Raw genomic sequence first — 23716 nt, 5'->3', positions numbered from 1 at the left:
GATGAGTGGAATCGCCGACGACATCGCTGCCGACTTCATCATCGAGGCGCAGGAAATCCTTGATCGTCTCGGCGAGCAGCTGGTCACCCTGGAACAGGACCCGCAGGACAGCGCGCAGCTCAATGCGGTGTTCCGTGGTTACCACACGCTGAAAGGCGGCGCCGGCTTCCTCGGCATCACCGCCATGGTCGAACTGTGCCACGCCGCCGAAGAGACCCTCGGGCTGGTGCGTGCCGGCCAGGCCACGCTGCAGCCGCATCACTTCGATGCCGGCCAGCAGTCGCTGGACTACCTGCAGGCGATGCTCGATTCGGTGTCGGCCGGCGAAGAACCCGGACATGCCCCGCCGGACCTGATCGCCCAGTTCGATGTCGGCGCGGCCCCGGCCAGCACCGCCGCGGCGTCGAGCGATCCATCGCTGATCAGCGATGACGAATTCGAAGCCCTGCTTGACCAGCTGCATGGCGGCGGCGCCCCCACCGCGGTGGCTGCCAAGGCCGCCGATGCGATGATCAGCGAGGACGAATTCGAAGCGTTGCTCGACCAGCTGCATGGCGGCGCCGTACCCGGCGCCCAGGCCGTTGCCCCGGTGGCCGCTGCGCCTGCGCCGGTACCGGCCAAGCCCGCCCCGACCGCCGCGCGTGCACCTGCGGCCACGGCGGCCGCCGCGCCCAAGCCCGCCAAGCCGCTGGCCGAAGCCGAACAGACCGTGCGCGTGGATACCAAGCGCCTGGACGCCATCGTCAACCTGATCGGCGAACTGGTGCTCTCGCGCAACCGGCTCAAGACCCTGCGTGCGCGCCTGCGCGATGAAGAGCTCGACCGCGCCGTTTCCACCCTGGACATCGCCACCGCGCGGCTGCAGTCGGCGGTGATGCGGACCCGCATGCAGCCGGTCGGCAAGGTGTTCTCGCGCTTCCCCAAGGTCGCCCGCGACGTGGCCCGCTCGCTGAGCAAGGAAGTCGAGCTGGAACTGGTCGGCGCGGAAACCGAGCTGGACCGCAACCTGGTCGAAGCACTGGCCGACCCGCTGGTGCACCTGGTCCGCAATGCCATCGACCACGGCGTGGAAATGCCCGACCTGCGTGAAGCACAGGGCAAGCCGCGCAGTGGCCACGTCCGCCTTTCGGCACAGCAGGAAGGCGACTATGTAAGCATCGAAGTGCAGGACGATGGCGCCGGCATCGATCCGGAACGGCTGCGCGCCAAGGCCCGCGAAAAAGGCCTGATCGATCCGGAAGCCGCCGCCCGCCTGAGCAGCGAGGAATGCCTGCACCTGGTGTTCCTGCCCGGTTTCTCCACCAAGGCCCAGGTCACCGACATCTCCGGTCGCGGGGTCGGCATGGACGTAGTGCAGTCGCGCATCCGCGAACTCAGCGGACAGATCCAGATCCAGTCCGAACTGGGCCGCGGCAGCCGCTTCATGATCCGCGTCCCGCTCACCCTGGCGATCCTGCCCACCCTGCTGGTACAGGCCGGCGAGGACGTCTACGCGCTGCCGCTGGCGCGCGTGCTGGAAGTGCTGCACGCGCCGGCCACCTCGCTCGGCTGGTTCGATGGCCGCGCGGTGCTCGACCGTCGCTCGCATACGCTTGCGCTGGTGGACCTGCGCCAGTGGCTGGAGGTGGAGCCGATGCAGTCCAACCTGCTGACCATCGTGGTGCTGCAGGCCGGTGAAGCGCGCTTTGGACTGGTCGTGGACCAGGTGCGCGGCCGCGAAGAGGTGGTCATCAAGCCCCTGCCCAAGGCACTGCGCGGACTGCGCGGTTACGCCGGCGCCACCCTGATCGGCGACGGCCGGATGGCGCTGATCCTCGATGTCGACGGGCTTCGCAGCCCGCACGACTGAATTTAAACTGTGACGTCGGTCGGCCCGCTGCCGGCCGCCAGCTCAAGTCACACCGCACCGGGCCGATAACCGATCCATGGACAGACTCAGCCTCATAGGACTCTTCCTCGCCTTGGCGTCACTGGTAGGGGGCAGCATCCTCAAGGGCGCTGGCCTGGCGTCGCTGTGGTCGCCGGCCGCGTTCGTGATCGTGATCGTGGGTACCCTTGCTTCGATCCTGCTGCACACCGCACCGGCGGTGTTCAAGCATGCCTTCACCATCGTGCGCTGGGTGATCCGCCCGCCCCAGAGCGATCGCCGCCAGCTGATCACCCAGATCGTGGAATGGAGCAACATCGCCCGTCGCCAGGGCCTGCTGGGCCTGGAAGCACAGGTGGAAGCGCAGTCCGACCCGTTCCTGCGCAAGGGCCTGCAGCTGCTGATCGACGGCGTGGAGCCGGAAACCATCCGGCATATGCTGGAGATCGAACTGAGCAGCCAGGAACACAAGGACCTGGCCGCCTCCAAGGTGTTCGAGGCGATGGGCATCTATGCGCCTACCCTGGGCATCATCGGCGCGGTGCTGGGCCTGATCGCGGTGATGAAGAACCTGGCCGATCCGAGCAAGCTCGGCCATGGCATCGCCGCAGCCTTCACCGCCACCATCTACGGCATCGCCTCGGCCAACCTGCTGTTCCTGCCGGTATCGGCCAAGCTCAAGAGCGTGATCGCGCACAACACCCGGGACCGCGAGATGGCCATCGAAGGCCTGATCTCGATCGCGCTGGGCGAGAACCCGCGCAACATCGAATCCAACCTGAGCGGGTTCCTGCACTGACATGGCCCGCCGCAAGCACCACGAAGAGCATGCCAACCATGAGGCCTGGGCGATTCCGTACGCCGACCTGATGACGCTGCTGCTTGCCTTCTTCGTGGTGATGTATGCGATCTCGTCGGTCAACGAAGGCAAGTACCGCGTCGTCGCCGCCGCGCTCAGCACCGCCTTCGGTTCGGCCCCGCGCACCCTCAATCCGGTGCAGGTCGGCAGCAACCAGGTCAAGGGCGGCGGCTGGGATGCGCCGTCGGTGATCAACGCCGGCAGCCGCGTGGGGCCCTCCGCGCCGGCCCCGGCCAACGATCCGTCGCTGCTCCCAGCAATGGCATCGCAGATGCGCTCACCGGTCTCTTTCCGTGACCAGGACCAGCTCAAGCAGGCCGAGCGCCAGCTCAACGCGATCGCCGACCGGCTGACCGCCACGCTGGCGCCGCTGATCGACCGCGGCATGATCACCGTGCGCCGCACCGAGCTGTGGATCGAAGTGGAGATCAACAGCGACATCCTGTTCCCGACCGGCGCCTCGGTGCTGGACGTGCAGGCGCGCGACACCCTGTCCACCCTCGCCGGCGTGCTGCGCGATGTACCCAACAGCGTGCGCGTGGAAGGCCATACCGACAACGTGCCGATCGCCACCGCGCAGTTTCCTTCCAACTGGGAACTGTCGGCCGCGCGTGCCGCCAGCGTGGTCCATCTGTTCGCCGACCAGGGCCTGCAGCCGGCGCGCCTGGCGATGGTCGGCTACGGCGAATTCCGCCCGCGCGAGGACAACGCCAGCGCCGTCGGCCGCAACCGCAACCGGCGCGTGATGGTGATCATCCTGGCCGATACCACGCATGGCGTGGACCCGATCAGCGAGCGGCTCAACGCCTCCACCGGCAGCGCTGCGCCCGCGCCGATCACCCCGATTTCCTTACCCCCCACCCCGCAGGCACCGCGTGCGCCTGCAGCGGCCGGCAGCCCGATCGGCGCCGCCGTTACCCCCGCCATGAAGGAGTAGACCGATGCGCATCTGGGCAATCGCCAACCAGAAGGGCGGCGTCGGCAAGACGACCACCACCCTGGCGCTGGGCCGGCAACTGGCCGCGTCGGGTCACCGTGTGCTGCTGATCGATCTCGACCCGCATGCATCACTGACCCGCTCGTTCGGGATCCCGCTGGATCCGCCGCCGGCAGGCGTGCTGGAACTGTTCGCCGCACCGCCGGCCGAACTGGCCACGCTGTGCCATGCCAGCCGCATCCCGGGTCTGGACCACGTCTGCGCGCAGTCGGCGCTGGCCACGCTGGAACGGCGCAGCGCCAACCAGCCCGGGCTGGGACTGTCGCTGCAGAATGCGCTGGCACGCCACGCCGGGCGTCACGATTACATCCTGCTCGACTGCGCGCCCACGCTCGGCCTGTTGATGATCAACGCGCTGGCCGCGGCCGATCGCCTGATCATCCCCACCCAGGCCGAACCGCTGGCCCTGCACGGGCTGGATGGCATGGTCCGCACCGGTGAGATGGTTGAACGTTCGCGTCGCCGCCCGCTGCCGATGTCGATCCTGCCGACCCTGTTCGACCGCCGCACCCGCGCCGGCAACGAAAGCCTGCGGCAGATGCAGGACAGCCATGGCACGCGTGTCTGGGAAGACGCGATCCCGGTGGATACGCGGATGAGCAACGCCGCCACGCTGATGGCGCCGGTGGAGGGGGACGATTATCCGGGCCGCGGCCTGGCCGCTTACCGCCGTGCACTGGACTGGATCCTGGCCGACGATGCGCGTGCACTGGAGCAGGCAGCATGAACAACGAAACCGTGCTGGACGATTACCTGGAACAGCTGCTGGGCGAGGCCACCGCCGCGGTCGCCGAACCGCAGGCCACCACGGCCGTGGCTGCCGCTCCCGACGCCGCAGCCGAGCCCACCGCCGAACGCGAACCGAGCTGGGACGACCTGCCGGACGAGGTGGTCTACGAGACCGGGCCGGCCAGCAGCGAAGACCCCGCGCTGATGGACGGAGCCAGCCTGCAGGCTGCCTTCGACGCCGCCGCCGAAACGCCGTTGCCTGCCGTGCAGACGGCGCCCGAACCAGAACCAGAACCAGAACCCACCTGGGACGACCTGCCGGACGAAGTGATCTATGAGACCGGTGAAGCGATCAGCGCAGTGCTGACCAACGCGGACAGTCCTTCGCTGGAAGCGGCCTTCGCCGCCGCCGCCGATCCCATCGCCGCGCTCGTCGCACCGCCGCCAGCCATGCCCCCCACGGTGCCGGCCCTGCCGCCACGTACCGTGGCGCGCGCGGTTCCGGCACTGGCGCAAGCCAACACCAACCCGCCCAGCACCTGGCAGGAACTGCAGGAACAGGCCCGGCAGAGCGGCTACGCGTCATCGCCGCAACGACGCGCCACCGAGCGCAGCTCGCGCTGGCTGCGGCTGCGCTGCGGCAGCCAGGCCTATGCACTGGAACTGTTGAAAGTGCAGGAAGTGGTGCTGCCGGTGCCGCTGCTGCCCCTGCGCGGCACCGCCCCGGCGATGCTCGGCATCATGAACCTGCGTGGCCAGGTGGTGCCGGTGATGGACCTGGGCATCCATCTCGGCGGCGCCCCCGCCGGCGAAGACGCCCTGACCCGCATCGTGGTGCTGGAAGAAAACGGCGAGATCATGGGCCTGCGCGTGACCGCAGTGGAGGACGTCACCAACCTCAGCGACTCGCAGATAGAGCCCCCCGACACCGCCCGCATCTGCCGCATCAGCAACGACATCTTCCGCGGCGTAGCCCGCCTCCACCAGCAACCGATGATCCTCCTCGACGCAACCCAGCTGCTGAACTGACAGGCAGCCCAGGCTGGAGGCAAGCGCTGCGCCCTTGCCCTTGCCTTGCCCCTCCCCCACCCCGCGGCCCAAGCGCAGACCGTCAGTGAGGGGGCGGGCAGGGTCAGGCAGGACTGTGTGAGGCAGGAGCCGAACACAAGCCTACTTGGGTGAAAGCGCATGGCTCGCGAGGCACTGCCTCGCATGCGCTTGAACGCACAGCCGCCAGCGGCTGGGCCGGGCCGCGGAGCGGGACTTGCGGCGTGTCCTGCCTGACCCTGCCCGCCCCCGCGCCCCGCGCCCCACGCTCCCGCTTCTGCGCCTGGCCGCGAAAACAACAACCCACCCCTAAAGCTTCCCCGGATATTGCCGCTATGAAGTCTGGAACCGTTTGTCCGGAGCAACAATGAGCACTGTGGACCTGGGTGAAGATCTCGGCATCGAGAGCAGCACCGAGCTGAAGAACCGCCTGGCCCCGTTGCTGGCCGCGGCCGACCCGCTGACCCTCGACGCCAGCCGGGTGGGCCGTATCCACACCGCCGCCATGCAGGTCCTGTGCGCATTCGTGCAGGGCCGGCGCGGTGCCGGACTGCACACGGAATTCAGCGGCAGCACCGCAACCTTCACCGACGCCGCGCGATTGCTCGGCGTCACCCAGGCCCTCGGCCTGGCTGTATCCCATGACAACCTGAAATCTGTGGAGAACGCGGCATGAGCGCACGTATCTTGGTGGTGGACGACTCGGCGTCGATGCGCCAGATGGTTTCCTTCGCCCTCACCTCGGCCGGTTTTTCCGTCGAAGAAGCCGAGGACGGCGCCGTCGCGCTGGGCCGGGCCAAGGGCCAACGCTTCAACGCGGTGGTCACCGACGTCAACATGCCCAACATGGACGGCATCTCGCTGATCCGCGAACTGCGCCAGCTGGCCGAATACAAGTTCACCCCGATGCTGATGCTGACCACCGAATCGGCCGCGGACAAGAAGTCCGAAGGCAAGGCCGCCGGTGCCACCGGCTGGCTGGTCAAGCCGTTCAACCCCGAACAGCTGATCGCCACCGTGCAGAAGGTCCTGGGCTGATCGCCCACGCCATCCCGTCCCCCGCGCCCGCCCTTGGAACACACCTGACATGAGCATGGACCTGCAACGTTTCCACGCCACCTTCTTCGAGGAAAGCCGCGAAGGGCTGGACGCCATGGAAGCCGGACTGCTGACCCTGGAATCCGGCCAGCACGATGCAGAGATCATCAACTCGGTGTTCCGTGCAGCGCATTCGATCAAGGGCGGCGCCGGCACCTTCGGCTTCGATGCGATCGCCGCGCTGACCCATGTACTGGAAACGTTGCTCGACGAGCTGCGCGCCGGCAAGCGCGCGCTGGAAGCCAATGCCGTGGATGCGATGCTGGCCTCGGTGGACGTGCTGCGCGCCCTGCTGCGCGAAGCCGAACACGGCGTGCAGGCCGACCCGGCCGCGGTCGCGGCGATGAAGGCGCGGCTGGAATCGATCCTGTCCGGGCAGGCCCCGGCAGCAGCCAGCGCGGCGGCCCCGGTCGTCGCCGAAGCAGAGCCGGAAGCCTGGCAGATCGGCTTCACCCCGGCGCCGTCGATGTTCATGAGCGGCAATGATCCGTTGCGCATCATCCGCGAACTGGAACACCTTGGCCCGCTGCAGGTGCAGGCACGCCTCGAGCGCCTGCCCGGCTTCGAGCAGCTGGATCCGTTCGAGGCCCACCTCGCGTGGGATCTGGGACTGATCGGCAAGATCAAGCGCAGCCAGATCGAAGATACCTTCGCCTGGGTGGTCGACGACTGCGAGCTGGACATCCGTCCGGTCGCACCGCCCAGCCTGGCCACCAGCGCACCGGCTGTCGAAGTCGAGCTCGCCCCGGCGGCTGCTGCAGCGCCTGCCACCGCTGCGCCGGCCATGGCCGCCGCGACCCCGGCGCAGGAAGCCGAATCCTCCATCCGCGTCAGCGTGGACAAGGTCGATGCGCTGATCAACCTGGTCGGCGAACTGGTCATCACCCAGGCGATGCTGAAGCAGGTGTCCAACCATATCGATCCGGCCCATGCCGAGCGACTGTTCGCCGGCCTGGACCTGCTGGAACGCAACACGCGTGACCTGCAGGAAGCGGTGATCGGCGTGCGCATGCTGCCGGTGGATGCGGTGTTCCGCCGCTTCCCGCGCCTGGTCCGCGACCTGTCCACCCGCCTCGGCAAGCAGGTACGGCTGAAGACCATCGGCGAAGGTACTGAACTGGACAAGGGGCTGATCGAGAAGATCGCCGATCCGCTGGTCCACCTGGTGCGCAACTCCATCGACCACGGCCTGGAAATGCCGGAGTTCCGCCGCAACGCGGGCAAGGACGAAACCGGCACCATCACCTTGGCCGCATCCCACCAGGGCGGTCACATCGTCATCGAAGTGAGCGACGACGGCCACGGCCTGAACCGCGACCGGATCCTGGCCAAGGCTGCCGAACGCGGCCTGGCCGTGCCGGAAAACCCGACCGATGCGCAGGTCTGGGACCTGATCTTCCAGCCGGGCTTCTCCACCGCCGATGCCGTGACCGACCTGTCCGGCCGCGGCGTGGGCATGGACGTGGTCCGCCGCAACATCCAGGCACTGGGCGGCGAAGTGCAGATCGAAAGCCGCGCCGGCATGGGCACGCGCACGCTGATCCGCCTGCCGCTCACGCTTGCGATCCTGGACGGCATGACCGTATCGGTGGCCGGCGAAACCCTGATCCTGCCCCTCGCTTACGTGCTGGAAGCCCTGCAGCCGCAGGCCAGCGACATCCGCACCATGGCCGGCGAAGGGCGCGTGCTGCGGGTGCGCGGCGAATACCTGCCGATCCTTTCGCTGAGCGAGTACTATGGCTACGGCCAGCGCCACAGCGACGAATCGCTGGTGGTGGTGGTGGAAGGCGATGGCCAGAAGATCGCGCTGGAAGTGGACGAACTGGTCGGCCAGCAGCAGGTCGTGGTGAAGAACATCGAGAACAACTACCGTCGCATCGGCGGGGTATCCGGCGCCACCATCCTTGGCGATGGCCGGGTCGCGCTGATCGTCGACATCGGCGGGCTGGTGCGCTCGCTGCGGGTCCCGCAGGCCGCCTGATCCACGAACAACGGTAACGCCGGGCCACGCTCGGCGGACTGCTGGAAAATTCTCCGCCGAGCACGGCTCGGCGCTACAGATCCGCGCCGCCTCGCCGCTATCTGTAAAGACGGCGTGATGACCCCCACGCCGCCGTGTCCCGCTTCCTTTCCAACATCGCCCAGCGGCGTGGCCGCTGCGCCCTGCCCTGCCCTGGAGCACCCGCATGAAGTGGTTCGCCGATCTCGCCATCGCCCGCAAGCTGGCGGTGGGATTCACCTTGACCACCTTGATGACCCTCGTGCTGGGCGGCTTCGCCCTGCTGCGCCTGTCCGAGGCCAACCAGCAGCTGCGTGGCATGGCCAGCAATGCCATCCCCTCGGTACAGCACCTTGGTGAAGTCCGCTCCCAGCTGGGTGAGTTCCGCACCTATGAAATGGCCCAGCTGACCATGCTGGACCAGCCGGAAAAAGTAGCCGACTACAACAAGCGCATGGACGCCACCGCCAAGGTGGTGCATGAGGAACTGGAGGCCTACGCCGCGCTGCCTGCTGACCCGAAAGAGCGCGAGCTGTATGAGAAGGTCAAGGCCGACGTGGCCGCCTACTTCGCTGCCAACGTCCAGCTGCGCGCTGCCGGCGCCAGCGGCGATGCGGTGCTGGCCCAGCAGGTGTCCGACGAGCAGTCGCGTCCGCTGCGCCGCAAGCTGTTCGATGACCTGAAGGCGCTCAGCGCCTACAGCGGCACGCTGATGGACCAGGGCATCGCCGATGCCAATGCCACCCACCACACCAGCCTGATCGCCATCATCGCCGCGATGCTGCTGCTGTCGCTGGTGGCGGCCACGCTGGCGGTGATCATCTCGCGCGCGATCACCGTACCGCTGGGCAAGGCCGTGCAGGCCATCCAGGCGGTGGCACGCGGCGACCTCAGCGTCACCACCCAGGCCAGCAGTGCCGATGAAGCCGGCCGCATGCTGGCCGCCACCGCGGCGATGACCGCCACCCTGCGCCGCTTCTCCGGGCAGACCCAGCAGATGGTGGACATGCACGCCGGCCCGGACATCAGCCACCGCATCCCGGAAGACTTTCCCGGCGTGTATGGCGAGCTGGCGCACGGCATCAACACGGTCATCTTCGAACACCTCGACGCACTGCGCGATGCGGTGGACGTGCTGAACCAGTACGCCATCGGCAACCTGGAACCCGATGCGCGGCGCCTGCCGGCCAGCCGCGCCTTCCTGCACGAATCGATGGACGCGGCCAAGGGCAGCCTGCTGGCGATCAACACGCAGATCCAGCAACTGGCGTCGGCCGCGGCGGTGGGTGATTTCAGCCAGCGCGGTGATGCCGAACGCTTCCAGCATGACTTCAAGGTCATGATTGAACAGCTCAACACCATGATGCACGTGGCCGACGGCAACCTGTCCCAGCTGTCGCAGCTGCTGCGCTCCATCGCGGCCGGCGACCTGACCGCACGCATGGACGGTGAGTTCCACGGCGTGTTCGCCTTGATGCGCGACGATGCCAACACCACCGTTGGCCAGCTGACCGGCATCGTGTCCAGCATCCAGGTGTCGGCACAGAGCATCCGTGGCGCCGCCAGCGAGATCGCCGCCGGCAACAATGATCTCTCGCGCCGTACCGAACAGCAGGCAGCCAATCTGGAAGAGACCGCGGCCTCAATGGAGGAACTGACCTCCACCGTGCGCCAGAACGCCGAGCACGCCCGCCAGGCCAACCAGCTGGCGATCGGCGCAGCCGGTGTCGCCAGCCAGGGCGGCGCGGTGGTCAGCGAGGTGGTCACCACCATGTCGGCGATCGAAGCGTCGTCCAAGAAGATCGCCGAGATCATCTCGGTCATCGACGGCATCGCCTTCCAGACCAACATCCTGGCGCTGAATGCTGCCGTGGAAGCAGCACGCGCCGGCGACCAGGGACGTGGCTTCGCAGTGGTTGCCAGCGAAGTGCGCACCCTGGCGCAGCGTTCGGCGGCAGCGGCCAAGGAGATCAAGGGCCTGATCGACGAATCGGTCGGCAAGGTCGCCGATGGCTCCGCACTGGTGCACCAGGCCGGCGCCACCATGGGCGAGATCGTCGCCTCGGTGCAGCGCGTGACCGACATCATGGCCGAGATTTCCGCCGCGTCGCAGGAACAGTCGGCGGGCATCGAACAGGTCAACCAGACCGTGGTGCAGATGGACGAGACCACCCAGCAGAATGCTGCGCTGGTGGAGGAAGCCACCGCGGCGGCACGTTCGATGGAAGAACAGGCCATGCAGCTGACCGATGCGGTGGCCCAGTTCCGGCTGGCCGAAAGCGCGCCGGCCAAGGGCGCTGCGCCCGGCGCACGTCCCGGCGTGGCCGCACCGGCGAAGTCGCCCGCAGCCCCCCCGCGCCCGGCCACCCGCCGCGCGATGGTGCGGCAGCCGGTCATCGCCGGCGACGGCGACTGGCAGGAGTTCTAAGCGCCACGGCAGTTGACGAGCTGGCGGGGCGAGGCGGCTGGGTCCGCGTCATCGGGATGGGGTCAGAGTCCTTTCGCTACGCGAAAGGACTCTGACCCCTGCCTTTGCCCCTGCCTTTGTCTTTCATCTTTCATCCCGCAGACCGGCAGCCCACGGAACCTGTCAGGGGGCCGGGCGGGGCCTTGAGCGGCAGGAGCCGCGAAGAGCTACATGGACGTACTTGCGCGTGCCCCGCACAGCCTCCCCGCCCGGCCCAGCCCGCAGCCACGCAGCAACGCAGCCCCGCACCCAAGCAGCCCGTTTTCGGGACAATCCGTGAGCGCCGTCACACTCCCATCACGCACAGGTCAAGTTCGTCCCTTCACGGCCGTTACTGGACTCACCACACCGCCCGGTCTGCCGATGGACGCTTCCGCTGACGTCGCCGTGCCCCGACAGCGCTTCCCCCGCGCGCTGGTCGGCCTGCTGTTGCTCGGCCTTTGGATGGGCTGGGCAGCACCGGCGCTGTGGTACCAACACGCCGATTCTCCCATTCCCCTGTGCGTCGCCCCCACCGACCGCCGTTGAATCACCAAGCCGCTGTTCATGCCAGAAGGAGCATTGCGCATGTCCACCACGCCACGTACCGCTGATTCGTTCGCAGGTCACGAAAAACTTCCCTTCCTGCAGGTCCTGACCGCAGAAGCCGATCGCCTGTTCCTCGGTGTCAGCGCCCTGCTGGCGCTGGTGTCGATGGGGCTGGCGCTGCGCGCCGGTGCCTGGACCCCGTTCCTTGCCATCAGCCTGCCCACCCTGCTGGTGGTCGCCGCGCAGGTACGCCTGCTGCCGGGCACGCGCTTGTCGCGCTGCACCGTCGCGCTCGCCTGGATGGTGCAGGCCGCCACCTTGATCCACCAGACCAGCGGCCTGCTGGAAACCCACTTCACCGTGATCGTGCTGATCGCCCTGCTGCTGTACTACCGCGACTGGCTGCCGCTGGTGGTGGCTGCCGCCGCCATCGCCGTGCACCACGTGCTGTTCTTCTACCTGCAACACCGCGGCCTGCCCTACCCGGTGTTCAGTGCCGGCAGCGGCATCGGCATCCTCGCCCTGCATGCCAGCTACGTCGTGGTGGAAACCGCGCTGCTGTCGGTCATGGCGATCCAGATGCGCCGCCAGCTGCTGCTGCTCGGCCACGACCCGCGGCAACTGGCCGCACTGGCGCGCGGCGTGGCCGCCGACCAGCCGTTGCCCGCCGGCATCCAGGCCGAACAGTTCCCGGCCGAATCGCTGGCGCGCACCCTGGTGCAGACCAGTACCCAGCTGTTGCAGCGGCGCGAGCGCGAACAGGCCGCGCTGGCCGACACCCTGCGCATCCGCACCGCATTGGACGATGTCACCACCAACGTGATGATCGCCGACCGCGAGCGCAACATCGTGTTCGTCAACCGTCCGCTGCAGCAGATGCTGTCCGCGGCCGAATCGGACCTGCGCCGGGACCTGCCGCAGTTCGACGCCAGCCACCTGATCGGCCAGAACATCGACATCTTCCACCGCAACCCGGCCCACCAGGCCAAGCTGCTGGATACGCTGTCCACCACCTACCGCGCACAGATCCGCGTCGGTGGCCGGCTGCTGCGCCTGATCGTCAACCCCATCGTCAGCGACCAGGGCGAGCGCCAGGGCTTCGTGGTGGAATGGGCTGATCGCACGCTTGAAGCCCAGGTCGAAGCCGAGCTTGAACGCATCGTGCAGGCGGCCGCCAACGGTGACTTCAGCGGCCGCGTGGCCTGCGAAGGCAAGGAGGGCTTCTTCCTGCAGCTGGCCCAGCAGCTCAACGGCCTGATGGATGCCAACGCCACCAGCATCGAACAGATTTCCGCACTGCTGTCGGCGCTGTCGCAGGGCGATCTAACTGCACGCATGGAAGGCGATTTCCACGGTGTGTTCGGCCGCATCCGCGACGATGCCAACGCCACCATCGCCCAGCTGACCAGCATCGTCGGCAGCATCCAGGACGCGTCCACCCATATCAACGGCACCGCTGCCGGCCTGGCCCAGGGCAACGGGCATCTTGCCAGCCGGACTGAACAGCAGGCGGCGAGCCTGGAAGAAACCGCTGCCACGATGGAAGAGCTGACCGCCACCGTGCGGCAGAACGCCGAACACGCGCGCACCGCCAACCGCGTGGCCAGCGGCGCGGCCGACGTGGCGGCCTCCGGCGGCGAGGTGGTGGGCAACGTGGTCACCACCATGAGCGACATCGAACACGCCTCGCGTCGCATCGCTGAAATCATTTCGGTGATCGACGGCATTTCCTTCCAGACCAACATCCTGGCCTTGAACGCGGCCGTGGAAGCCGCCCGAGCCGGTGAACAGGGCCGTGGCTTCGCGGTGGTCGCCTCCGAAGTGCGCGTACTGGCACAGCGCTCGGCCGAAGCGGCCAAACAGATCAAGGGCCTTATCGAAGACTCGGTGGACAAGGTGGCGCACGGTTCAACGCTGGTGCAGCGCGCCGGCTCGACCATGCGCGACATCGTGCAGTCGGTGCAGCAGGTCAACCAGATCATGGCCGAGATCGCCGCGGCATCGCAGGAACAGAGTGCCGGCATCGAACAGGTCAGCCAGAGCATCACCCAGATGGACGCCAACACCCGCCAGAACGCCGCCCTGGTCGAAGCATCGACTGCGGCCACCCATGCCATGGGATCGCAGGCAGCGGGGCTTGCCGAGGCCGTGGCGCGCTTCCGGCTGCACGACGATGGCAGCGAAACCGCCGTGATGCGGCGGCTGCGCGAGCTGGCGGGCTAACCTCGGCCGGTAGTGACGGCCGCTGGCCGTCACCGCCTGGTTGCGCGCACGGCGCGGCGCCACCGACGCAGCCATCGACGGCGCCCTCAGCGGGGCGCTGTAATGGGGTTCAGGAAAACAGGATCTTGCCGATATGCTGGAAGACCACCGTGTCCTACGTCACGGTTTTTCCCGCACTCGAACGCAGAACCGATGTCCGCAGGCAGCCACGATGCAGCACAGGATCACCCCACCGCGCACGACGACAGCGCCGATGAACGCTTCCTGGTGCGAAATCCGCTGCAGATCCGCCAGCTGCTCAGGCAGCTGATCGACCAGCGGTCACTGATCAACGCCCACATCGGCGGTCGCGACCAGAGCTTCCCCACCGCGGTGCTGGAACTGGACGAGGACCTGGACCAGCTGCTGCTCGATGGCAGCCCGCAGGAGGCGTCCAACCGTGCCGCCGAAGCGGCCGGACACCTGTTGTGCTTTGCCCAGCTCGACCGGGTGCTGGTGCGCTTCCGCGTGGACCATATCGAGCGCCTGGACAACGGCCGCCACGTCGCGTTCCGGACCACCCTGCCGGACGAGATGGTGCACCTGCAGCGCCGCGAGATGTACCGCCTGGAGACCCCGATCACCGATTCCCCGCAGCTGGTGCTGCCGGCCGCCGACGGTCGCCCGGAACGGCTGGCGATGCGCGTGGTGGACATCAGCGGCGGCGGACTGGCGGTCACCCTGCCTGCGGAGTACGCCGTGTTCGGACTGCAGAAACGCTACGACGCCGAACTGAGCCTGCCCGATGGGCCGGACCTGCAGGTCAGCCTGATCGCCTGCAACGAGCGCCTGCAGAAGCTGCCCAACGGCAGCGAAGTGACGCGCGTGGGACTGCGCTTCGACCGCCTGCCGCGCGGCGGCGACAGCGCCATCCAGCGCTACATCTTCCGCATCGACCGCCAGCGCAGCGCCCGCAAGAACGGCGAGCTGTAACCGGCAGGACAGCGGGATCCTAAAGTCCCGCCCGGATCCGCCGATATCGAGCCTGAGACCGGCAATCACGGCACCCAGGACACCCTCGATGAACGACAAGAACCAGGCCCACGCCGATACCGGCGGCGAGTTCCTCAGCTTCACCCTCGGCGATGAGCACTACGGCGTGGACATCCTCAAGGTGCAGGAGATCCGGGGCTATGACGCGGTCACCCGCGTGCCCGACGCGCCCGATTACATCAAGGGCGTGATCAACCTGCGCGGCACCATCGTGCCGGTCATCGACCTGCGCCTGAAGCTGCGCCTGGAGAACGCGCGCTACGACGCCTTCACCGTGATGATCGTGCTGAACGTGGAAGACCGCGTGGTCGGCATCGTGGTGGACAGCGTGTCCGACGTGATCCCGCTGGCCGCCGAGCAGATCCGCCCGACGCCGGAGTTCGGCGCCGCGGTCGATACCCGCTTCATTTCCGGCATCGGCACCCAGGACGACCGGATGCTGATCCTGCTGGACATCGAAACCCTGCTCGACAGCGCCGACATGGGCCAGACGGCAGTGGCCGAAGAAGCCGCTGCCTGAGTGCAGCGGATCGAAACAAAATCCTTCAGTTCCATCTGCAACGGCCGATAGGGGATTCAAGGACCGCCCGCGACGGAACGCACCAGGCCGGCCACCCGATCCCCATCCCCATTACTGGAGTACCTGTAGATGAAGTCCCTGTTCGCCATTGCATCGGCCACCCTGCTGGCTGCCACCGCCCTGACCGCCTCCGCCCAGTCGGCCATGATTCCGCCGGAGATGGCACCGCGCCAGGTCGGCAAGGAAGGCATGGTCTGCGGCAAGGTCGAAAAGGCCCGCTTCGCCGAAGGCTCGGAAGGTTCGCCGACCTTCCTGTACATGGGCGGCGCCTTCCCGCGCCACACCTTCTCGGCCCGCATCGCCGGCGCCAACCGCGGCAAGTTCAGCTTCCCGCTGGAATCGCTGGAAGGCAAGACCGTGTGCGTGATCGGCAAGATCGAGCGTGACGCCTCGCGTGCCGAAATCGAAGTCAGCTCGCCGGCTGGCCTGAAGCTGGCCGACATCAAGTAAGACCGGTTTGTCCTGTCACGCCGGCACGGCCGGCGTGGCTGCTGCACCCGGGCCATGGTGGCCCGGACGCGTCCGCCTTTGGAGAGTGCAACGCCCATGCCCTGGATCAACAACCTCAAACTGATGCCCAAGCTGCTGCTCACCTTCGGTGTGCTGCTGCTGGTGATGCTGCTTCAGGGCATCGTGGCCTACCGTGGCCTGCACTCGCTCAATGACGTGACCACCGACCTGGCCGGCAAGCGGATGGAAAGCATCCGCATGGCAGGCGAAATGCGCGGCATGCTGGGTGAATACCGCAACTCCGCCTACCAGCAGCTGATCCGCGCCAGCGATGACGTCAAGGCCGAAGCACACACCCGCGCCGAAGAGCTGCGCAAGCAGCTGGATGCCTCGATCAAAGCCTACCCGGCAACGGTCGACAACCCGCAGCAGAAGGCCCTGTTCGATACCTTCGTCAAGGACTGGAACGGCGCACTCGCCTCCTACGATTCGGTCAGCGAAATGCTGGAACTGCAGCTGCCCGACGATGCCATCGATACGTTCGTCGGTGAGACGCGCACCAAGCACCGCGCTTCGGCCGCTGCACTGGAAACGCTGATCGCCGAAGACAACCGCCTGGCCCGCGCTGCGCGCGAGCAGGCAGAATCCACCTATGCCACCTCCGCCACGCTGATCATCATCGCCCTGCTCGGTGGCGCCGCGCTCGGCTTCGTGCTGGTGTGGCTGTTCGCCCGTGCCCTGGTCGGCAGCGTGCGCGGCGCGGTGAGCGTGGCCAACGAAGTGGCCAGCGGCAAGCTCGACGGCCACATCGACACCTCGCGTTCGGATGAAGTGGGCGACCTGATGCAGGCCATGCAGCGCATGCAGCGCGACCTGCGCGAACGCATCGAACGCGACCAGGCCATCGCCAGCGAGAACCTGCGCATCCGCACCGCGCTGGATTACAGCTCCACCGGCGTGTTCCTCAGCGATGCCAACCAGCAGATCGTCTACGCCAACCGTGCGCTGGCGCAGTCGCTGGTCGAGCATGCCGCCGAAGTGCGCAAGGACCTGCCGGACTTCGACGTCGAAGCGCCGCTGGTCGGCCGCCCGGTCGCCGAACTGGAAGTGGGCGGCAAGGCCGATGCGGCCGTGCTGTCCGAACTGGAGCGCAACGGCGTGGCCCGCCGCGAAGTGCAGTACGGCCAGGCACAGTTCGCCCAGGTCATCTCCACCATCCGCAACGAAGAAGGCGAAACGGTCGGCCACGTGACCGAATGGCGCGACCGCACCCCGGAAGCCGCCGTTGAAGCCGAAGTGGCCCGGGTCATCGCCCGCGCCGCCGCCGGCGACCTCACCGACCGCGTGGACAGCGAAGGCAAGGACGGCTTCTTCCTGCAGCTGGCCAACCAGATCAACGGCCTGCTGGATGCCAACGCATCGAGCATCGACCAGATCTCCCAGCTGCTCAACGCGCTGTCGCGCGGTGACCTGACCGCGCGCATGCACGGCGATTACCAGGGTGTCTTCGCGCAGATGCGTGACGACGCCAATGCGACCGCCGAACAGCTGAGCAGCATCGTCACCCGCATCAAGCATTCCAGCCGCGCCATCAACTCGGCCGCCGGTGAAATCGCCAGCGGCAACAGTGACCTGTCGCGCCGTACCGAACAGCAGGCGGCGAACCTGGAAGAAACCGCGGCATCGATGGAGGAACTGACCTCCACCGTGCGCCAGAACGCCGAACATGCCCGCCAGGCCAACCAGCTGGCGATCGGCGCAGCCGGTGTCGCCAGCCAGGGCGGCGCGGTGGTCAGCGAGGTGGTCACCACCATGTCGGCGATCGAAGCGTCGTCCAAGAAGATCGCCGAGATCATCTCGGTCATCGACGGCATCGCCTTCCAGACCAACATCCTGGCGCTGAATGCTGCCGTGGAAGCAGCACGCGCCGGCGACCAGGGACGTGGCTTCGCAGTGGTTGCCAGCGAAGTGCGCACGCTGGCACAGCGTTCGGCCGCAGCCGCCAAGGAGATCAAGGGCCTGATCGACGACTCGGTCGGCAAGGTCGCAGATGGTTCGGCACTGGTGCACAAGGCCGGCGCGACCATGGGCGAAATCGTCGCCTCGGTGCAGCGCGTGACCGACATCATGGCCGAGATCTCCGCTGCCTCGCAGGAACAGTCGGCCGGCATCGAGCAGGTCAACCAGACCGTGGTGCAGATGGACGAAACCACCCAGCAGAACGCTGCACTGGTGGAAGAAGCGACCGCCGCCGCGCGCGCCATGGAAGAGCAGGCCGGCCACCTCAGCGAGGCGGTTTCGGTGTTCACCCTAGACGAGGCCGAGCTGCAGCACGACACCCCGGCACCGGCACGTGCGCGTACTGCTGCACCGATTGCCACCCCGTCGGTCCCGCGCCGCCCGGCCAGCCGCCAGCCGGCAACCGAGCTGGCCGATGGTGACTGGCAGGAGTTCTGATCCGTCTGCGTCTTCGGATACGGCCGGGCCTGGTGCCCGGCCTTTTTTTTGCGCGGTGGGTGACGACCGTTGGTCGTCACGCTGTCGCCCCCGCCGCCGCGCGCGCCGAGCATGGCTCGGCGCTACCGCCATCCCGGTAGTGACGGCCGCTGGCCGTCTTCTGCGGCGGTGGGTGACGACCGTTGGTCGTCACGCTGTCTCCCCCGCCGCCGCCCTCTCCAAGCACGACGTGGCGTTACCGCCTGCATCTTCGGCGCTCAATTGTCCGCCGTCGCGGCCGATAACACGGATGACGCGGCAGATCCGCGCCCCCTTCCCTGTTCTGGTCCCGCTCCATGACGCTCAAGCAACGCTGGCATCGCTACTTCGACAACCTCCCGGTTCGCCGCAAGCTCAACCTGCTCACCGTGCTGATCGCCATCGGCGTCATCGCACTGTCCATCGTCGCTGCGCGCATGCAGTACCTGGACCTGACCGAGACCCGCAAGGAATCGCTGGCGGTGCAGGTGGAACTGGCCGAAGGCGTACTCAGCCATTACCAGAAGCTGGCCGCCAGCGGCGAGCTGACCGAAGAGGCCGCCAAGGCCGCCGCCCTGCAGGCCATCGATGCCATGCGGGCGCAGGACAACGCCTATTACTACAACGTGCTGGACACGAACTATGTGCTGCTGATGCACCCGTTCAAGCCCGAGCGCGTGGGCAGCGTGCAGAAGGACTACACCTCCGTCGACGGCGTGCCGCTGTATTACCTGCAGGTCGGCATGGCGCGCATCGGCGGCGGCTACACCTACTACCAGACCAACAAGCCCGGCGCAGACAAGCCGATCGACAAGGTCACCTACGCGCACATGTTCGCGCCCTGGCAGTGGGTGGTCACCAGTGGTGTCTACATGGACGACGTGCAGGCCCAGGCGTGGACCTTCACCCTGATCATGGCGCTGACCGGCGGCATCGTCGTGCTGGTCGTGCTGGCCCTGAGCTGGGTGATCGGCAGCCGCATCGCCACCCCGCTGCGCAAGGCCACGCTGGTGGCCGAAGGCATCGCCGCCGGCAAGCTGGACAACGCCATCGGCGAACAGCCGCATGACGAACCCGGCCGCCTGCTGCACAGCATGGGCCGCATGCAGGACCAGCTGCACGCGGTGATCGGCGGCCAGCGCGAGATGGCGCGCCGCCACGAAGCCGGCGAGCTGGCCTACCGCATCGACGCCAGCGGCGTGCCCGGCGAATACGGGCAGATGGTGCGTGACACCAACACGCTGGTCGGCAGCCACGTGCAGACCCTGCATGACGTGCTGGCGGTGGTGCAGCAGTACGCCATCGGCGACCTGCGCGCCGATATCGCCCGCTACCCCGGCAACAAGGCCGCCATCACCACCACCGTGGATGCGGTGAAGGCCAACCTGGGCCGCATCAACGCGGAGATCAAGCGCCTGGCGGCCTCGGCTGCGGCCGGCGACTTCAGCCAGCGCGGCGATGCGGCGTCGTTCGAACACGATTTCCGCGCGATGGTGGAAAACCTCAACGCGATGATGGCCGTCAGCGATGACAACCTCGGCAAGTTGTCCGCGCTGCTGTCGGCCATCGCCGAAGGCAACCTGACCGCGCGCATGCACGGCGAGTTCCAGGGCGTGTTCGCGCGCATGCGTGACGATGCCAATGCCACGGTCATCCAGCTGACCCGGATCGTAGGCCAGATCCAGGGCGCGACCAGCAGCATCACCCTGGCGGCAGGTGAAATTGCCAGCGGCAACAATGACCTGTCGCGCCGTACCGAACAGCAGGCGGCTAACCTGGAAGAAACCGCCGCCTCGATGGAGGAACTGACCTCCACCGTGCGCCAGAACGCCGAGCACGCGCGCCAGGCCAACCAGCTGGCGATCGGTGCGGCCGGCGTGGCCTCGCAGGGCGGCGAGGTGGTCGGCCAGGTGGTCACCACCATGACCTCCATCGAAGCTTCGTCGAAGAAGATCGCCGACATCATCTCGGTGATCGACGGCATCGCGTTCCAGACCAACATCCTGGCGCTGAACGCCGCGGTGGAAGCCGCGCGCGCGGGCGAACAGGGCCGCGGTTTCGCCGTGGTCGCCAGCGAAGTACGCACCCTCGCGCAGCGTTCGGCGGCGGCCGCCAAGGAGATCAAGGGACTGATCGACGCGTCGGTGGAGACGGTCGCCGATGGCTCGGCGCTGGTGCACCAGGCCGGGGCCACCATGGGCGAGATCGTCGCCTCGGTACAGCGCGTGACCGACATCATGGCCGAGATCTCGGCCGCGTCGCAGGAGCAGTCCGCCGGCATCGAACAAGTCAACCAGACCGTGGTGCAGATGGACGAAACCACCCAGCAGAACGCCGCACTGGTGGAAGAAGCCACCGCCGCGGCGCGTGCGATGGAAGAACAGGCAACCCAGCTTGCCGATGCCGTGGCGATCTTCCGCCTGGACAACCAGGTGGACGCCGCCGTACGTGCGGTCGCCGCCCGCGTCGAGCGTCCGGTGATCGTGGCGGCGAGCCCCGCGCGCACCCCGGCACGTGCAGCGGCGCGTCCAGCCCCCACCCCGCGCGTGCTGCAGACGCCGGACGACGGCAACTGGCAGGAATTCTGATCCGCAACGGCGCGGGCACCTCCCCGCGCCTTCGTACCCGCACTGGACACCCCCCGTGACCCTGCCTGCCTCTCCGATCATCCGCACCGACAACCGCGAGTTCGACTTCGCCGACCGCGACTTCCGCCGCGTCTGCGAACTCATCCACCAACGCGCCGGCATCGCCCTGGCACCGGCCAAGCGGGACATGGTGTACGGACGGCTGTCGCGGCGCCTGCGTGCGCTGGGCATGCGCAGTTTCCAGCAGTACCTGGACCACCTGGAAAACGGCGGCGATGACGAGTGGCAGGCCTTCACCAACGCGCTGACCACCAACCTCACCGCGTTCTTCCGCGAGCCGCACCACTTCGACAAACTGCGCGAGGAGCTCAAGGCACGCGCCGCCACCGCCACCAGCGCCAACCCGCTGCTGTTGTGGTCGTGCGCGGCGTCCACCGGTGAAGAGCCCTACTCCATCGCGATCACCGCCTGCGAAGCCTTCGGCACGCTGAAGCCGCCGGTGCGCATCGTCGCCACCGACGTGGATACCCAGGTGCTGGCCACCGCCGCACGCGGGGTCTACGCGATCGACCGCGTGGCGGGATTGGACCCGGACATGAAACGCCGCTACTTCCAGCGCGGCACCGGACCCAACGACGGCCAGTGCCGGGTGGTGCCCGCACTGCGCGAACTGATCGACTATCGCCCGCTCAACCTGCTCGCACCGCGCTTCGACATCGGCGGCCCGTTCACTGCCCTGTTCTGCCGCAACGTGATGATCTATTTCGACAAGCCGACCCAGCGCGACATCCTCGGCCGGCTGGTCCGCCACCTGGCCGACGACGGCATGCTCTACACCGGGCACTCCGAGAACTACCTGCATGCCGCCGACCTGATCCAGCCATGCGGCCGGACCCTGTACCGTCGCGCACCGGGAGCACCGACGTGAGTGCCGCCCTGCGCGAAGACGATGTCATGCGCTACTACGACAGCCGCTTCAAGGTCACCGCCGCCAAGCTGCTGCCCACCCAGTACCTGGTGGTGGACGATGACACCGCGCTGACCACCATCCTCGGTTCCTGCGTGGCAGCCTGCCTGCGCGACCCGGTGCTGCGCATCGGCGGCATGAACCACTTCCTGCTGCCGGAAGGCAATGTCGGCGACGGCGCGCCCGCGCGCTACGGCAGCTACGCGATGGAACTGCTGATCAACGACCTGCTCAAGCGCGGCGCCAACCGCAAGCGCCTGGAAGCCAAGGTGTTCGGCGGCGCCAACGTGCTGAAGGGCTTCACCAGCAACCCGGTGGGTACGCGCAACGCCGAATTCGTGCGCCAGTACCTGCAGGCCGAGCACATCCCCATCGTCGCCGAGGATCTATGCGGGATTCATCCGCGCAAGATCTGGTTCTTCGCCGACAGCGGCCGCGTGGTGGTCAACCGCCTGCCGCATGCACACGAAGCCGAAGTGGCCGCGACCGAATCGGCCGTGCGTGCCCGCCTGTCCAAAGCCCCGGTCACCGGCGGCGTGGAGCTGTTCGAATGAGCCTGGAACAACCCTGTCGCGTACTGATCGTGGACGATTCGGCCGTGGTCCGGCAGATCCTCAGCGAGATCCTGGCCAGCGATCCCGGCATCGAAGTGGTCGGCACCGCCGCCGACCCGCTGCTGGCCCGCGAGAAGATCAAGCGGCTGGCACCGGACGTGATCACGCTGGACGTGGAAATGCCGCGGATGGATGGCCTGGCCTTCCTGGAGAACCTGATGCGCCTGCATCCGCTGCCGGTGGTGATGATTTCATCGCTGACCGAGCGCGGCGCCGACACCACGCTGCAGGCGCTGGCACTGGGCGCGGTGGATTTCGTGTCGAAGCCCAAACTGGATGTGACGCGCGGCCTGCAGGGCTATGCCGATGAAATCATCGAGAAGGTGAAGACCGCCGCGCGCTCGCGCGTGCGTGCACTGGTGCGCGCGCCGGTGGCAGCCAAGGTCACGCTGGCATCGCCGGCCGCACCGATCACACCGCGGCCCTCGCAGTTCCGCACCACCGACCGCCTGATCGCAATCGGCGCTTCGGCCGGAGGTACCGAAGCGCTGCGCGTGGTCCTGGAAGGGCTGCCCGCCGATGCGCCCGCCGTGGTGATGACCCAGCACCTGCCGGCGACCTTCAGCACGGCATTCGCCGAGCGCCTGGACCGTCATTCGGCGATGGCCGTGCGCGAAGCCAGCGATGGCGAAGCGGTGCTGCCGGGCCACGCCTACCTGCCACCGGGTGGCAAGCACCTGCGGGTGATCCGCGATGGTGCGCGCTGGCGCTGCCGGATCGACGACGGCCCGCCGGTGAACCGGCACAAGCCGGCGGTGGACGTGCTGTTCCAGTCGGTGGCGCAGAGTGCCGGCGCCAATGCGATCGGGGTGATCCTGACCGGCATGGGCGATGACGGTGCGCGCGGGCTGCTGCAGCTGCGCCAGGCAGGCGCCCCGACGCTGGTGCAGGACGAGGCCACGTCGGTGGTATGGGGCATGCCCGGTGCCGCGTTCAAGCTCGGCGCGGCCGAAGAACAGCTGCCGCTGGAGAAGATCGCCGAGCGCCTGCTGGCACTGTCGCGCGCATGATCTGGTAGTGACAGCCGCTGGCCGTCAACGTGGGCCAGCGTCGTCCCGTTGGTGGGCAAAGACCATTGGGTGGATGACGACCGTTGGTGGGTGACGACCGTTGGTCGTCACGCTCCTGCCTTCCGCTGCGCTCGCCGAGCACGGCTCGGCGCTACCGGCTGGCCGAGCGGTAGTGACGGCCGCTGG

19 protein-coding genes are annotated in these 23716 nt (G+C 67.7%); all 19 read left to right on the top strand.

Annotation, left to right across the window (positions count from 1 at the left end; translation table 11 throughout):
* Nucleotide 1: 1 nt before the first annotated feature.
* The 19 genes from QE373_RS08040 (at nt 2) to QE373_RS07950 (ending at nt 23530) form a co-directional block, all read left to right on the top strand.
* Nucleotides 2-1849 carry a chemotaxis protein CheA gene (locus QE373_RS08040; RefSeq protein ID WP_309685324.1) on the top strand — a complete coding sequence of 616 codons (1848 nt, stop codon included), beginning with the start codon at nt 2-4 and terminating at the stop codon, nt 1847-1849.
* A 76-nt stretch (nt 1850-1925) separates the two neighbouring features.
* The gene (locus QE373_RS08035) at nt 1926-2666 is read left to right on the top strand and encodes a flagellar motor protein (RefSeq protein WP_309685322.1); all 741 of its coding nucleotides are present in this window, start codon (nt 1926-1928) and stop codon (nt 2664-2666) included.
* A gap of 1 nt (nt 2667) precedes the next feature.
* Entirely contained in the window at nt 2668-3663 is a 996-nt protein-coding gene (gene motD, locus QE373_RS08030; protein ID WP_309685319.1) for a flagellar motor protein MotD, read from the top strand.
* A gap of 4 nt (nt 3664-3667) precedes the next feature.
* Nucleotides 3668-4450, top strand: coding sequence for a ParA family protein (locus QE373_RS08025; protein WP_123698776.1), 783 nt, complete (start codon nt 3668-3670; stop codon nt 4448-4450).
* Nucleotides 4447-5481 (top strand): chemotaxis protein CheW, encoded by a 1035-nt coding sequence (locus QE373_RS08020; RefSeq protein ID WP_309685315.1) that lies wholly within the window; start codon nt 4447-4449, stop codon nt 5479-5481. Before QE373_RS08025 ends, QE373_RS08020 begins: the two co-directional genes overlap by 4 nt.
* Nucleotides 5482-5866: 385 nt before the next feature.
* Entirely contained in the window at nt 5867-6175 is a 309-nt protein-coding gene (locus tag QE373_RS08015) for an STAS domain-containing protein (protein WP_057687396.1), read from the top strand.
* Complete coding sequence (locus QE373_RS08010) at nt 6172-6537, top strand: response regulator (RefSeq protein WP_042613857.1); 366 nt, start codon at nt 6172-6174, stop codon at nt 6535-6537. Before QE373_RS08015 ends, QE373_RS08010 begins: the two co-directional genes overlap by 4 nt.
* A gap of 49 nt (nt 6538-6586) precedes the next feature.
* On the top strand, nt 6587-8578 hold the full coding sequence (locus tag QE373_RS08005) for a chemotaxis protein CheA (protein ID WP_309685312.1): 1992 nt from the start codon (nt 6587-6589) through the stop codon (nt 8576-8578).
* 205 nt (nt 8579-8783) lie between these two features.
* A complete protein-coding gene (locus tag QE373_RS08000; RefSeq protein WP_309685310.1) occupies nt 8784-11024 on the top strand; it encodes a methyl-accepting chemotaxis protein in 2241 nt (746 codons plus the stop codon).
* Nucleotides 11025-11426: 402 nt separating this feature from the next.
* Nucleotides 11427-11591, top strand: coding sequence for a hypothetical protein (locus QE373_RS07995; protein ID WP_161809860.1), 165 nt, complete (start codon nt 11427-11429; stop codon nt 11589-11591).
* A gap of 39 nt (nt 11592-11630) precedes the next feature.
* Nucleotides 11631-13814, top strand: a complete 2184-nt coding sequence (locus QE373_RS07990; RefSeq protein WP_309685307.1) for a methyl-accepting chemotaxis protein — start codon at nt 11631-11633, stop codon at nt 13812-13814.
* A gap of 192 nt (nt 13815-14006) precedes the next feature.
* Complete coding sequence (locus QE373_RS07985) at nt 14007-14786, top strand: flagellar brake protein (protein ID WP_057508006.1); 780 nt, start codon at nt 14007-14009, stop codon at nt 14784-14786.
* Between the two features lie 88 nt (nt 14787-14874).
* On the top strand, nt 14875-15366 hold the full coding sequence (locus QE373_RS07980) for a chemotaxis protein CheW (protein WP_309685304.1): 492 nt from the start codon (nt 14875-14877) through the stop codon (nt 15364-15366).
* A 129-nt stretch (nt 15367-15495) separates the two neighbouring features.
* Complete coding sequence (locus tag QE373_RS07975; RefSeq protein WP_309685302.1) at nt 15496-15876, top strand: hypothetical protein; 381 nt, start codon at nt 15496-15498, stop codon at nt 15874-15876.
* 96 nt (nt 15877-15972) lie between these two features.
* A complete protein-coding gene (locus tag QE373_RS07970) occupies nt 15973-18333 on the top strand; it encodes a methyl-accepting chemotaxis protein (RefSeq protein ID WP_309685300.1) in 2361 nt (786 codons plus the stop codon).
* 335 nt (nt 18334-18668) lie between these two features.
* The gene (locus QE373_RS07965; protein WP_309685298.1) at nt 18669-20939 is read left to right on the top strand and encodes a methyl-accepting chemotaxis protein; all 2271 of its coding nucleotides are present in this window, start codon (nt 18669-18671) and stop codon (nt 20937-20939) included.
* Nucleotides 20940-20994: 55 nt separating this feature from the next.
* Nucleotides 20995-21867 (top strand): CheR family methyltransferase, encoded by an 873-nt coding sequence (locus QE373_RS07960; protein WP_123698770.1) that lies wholly within the window; start codon nt 20995-20997, stop codon nt 21865-21867.
* The gene (gene cheD / locus QE373_RS07955; RefSeq protein ID WP_042611992.1) at nt 21864-22460 is read left to right on the top strand and encodes a chemoreceptor glutamine deamidase CheD; all 597 of its coding nucleotides are present in this window, start codon (nt 21864-21866) and stop codon (nt 22458-22460) included. Before QE373_RS07960 ends, cheD begins: the two co-directional genes overlap by 4 nt.
* Nucleotides 22457-23530, top strand: coding sequence for a chemotaxis response regulator protein-glutamate methylesterase (locus QE373_RS07950; protein WP_309685294.1), 1074 nt, complete (start codon nt 22457-22459; stop codon nt 23528-23530). Before cheD ends, QE373_RS07950 begins: the two co-directional genes overlap by 4 nt.
* The last annotated feature ends 186 nt before the right edge of the window (nt 23531-23716 follow it).

The sequence above is a fragment of the Stenotrophomonas sp. SORGH_AS_0321 genome (assembly GCF_031453215.1).
In the GTDB taxonomy this organism is placed as follows: domain Bacteria; phylum Pseudomonadota; class Gammaproteobacteria; order Xanthomonadales; family Xanthomonadaceae; genus Stenotrophomonas; species Stenotrophomonas chelatiphaga.
The sequence above is the reverse complement of the archived record's forward strand: the minus strand, read 5'-3'. Positions and strand labels throughout refer to the sequence as shown.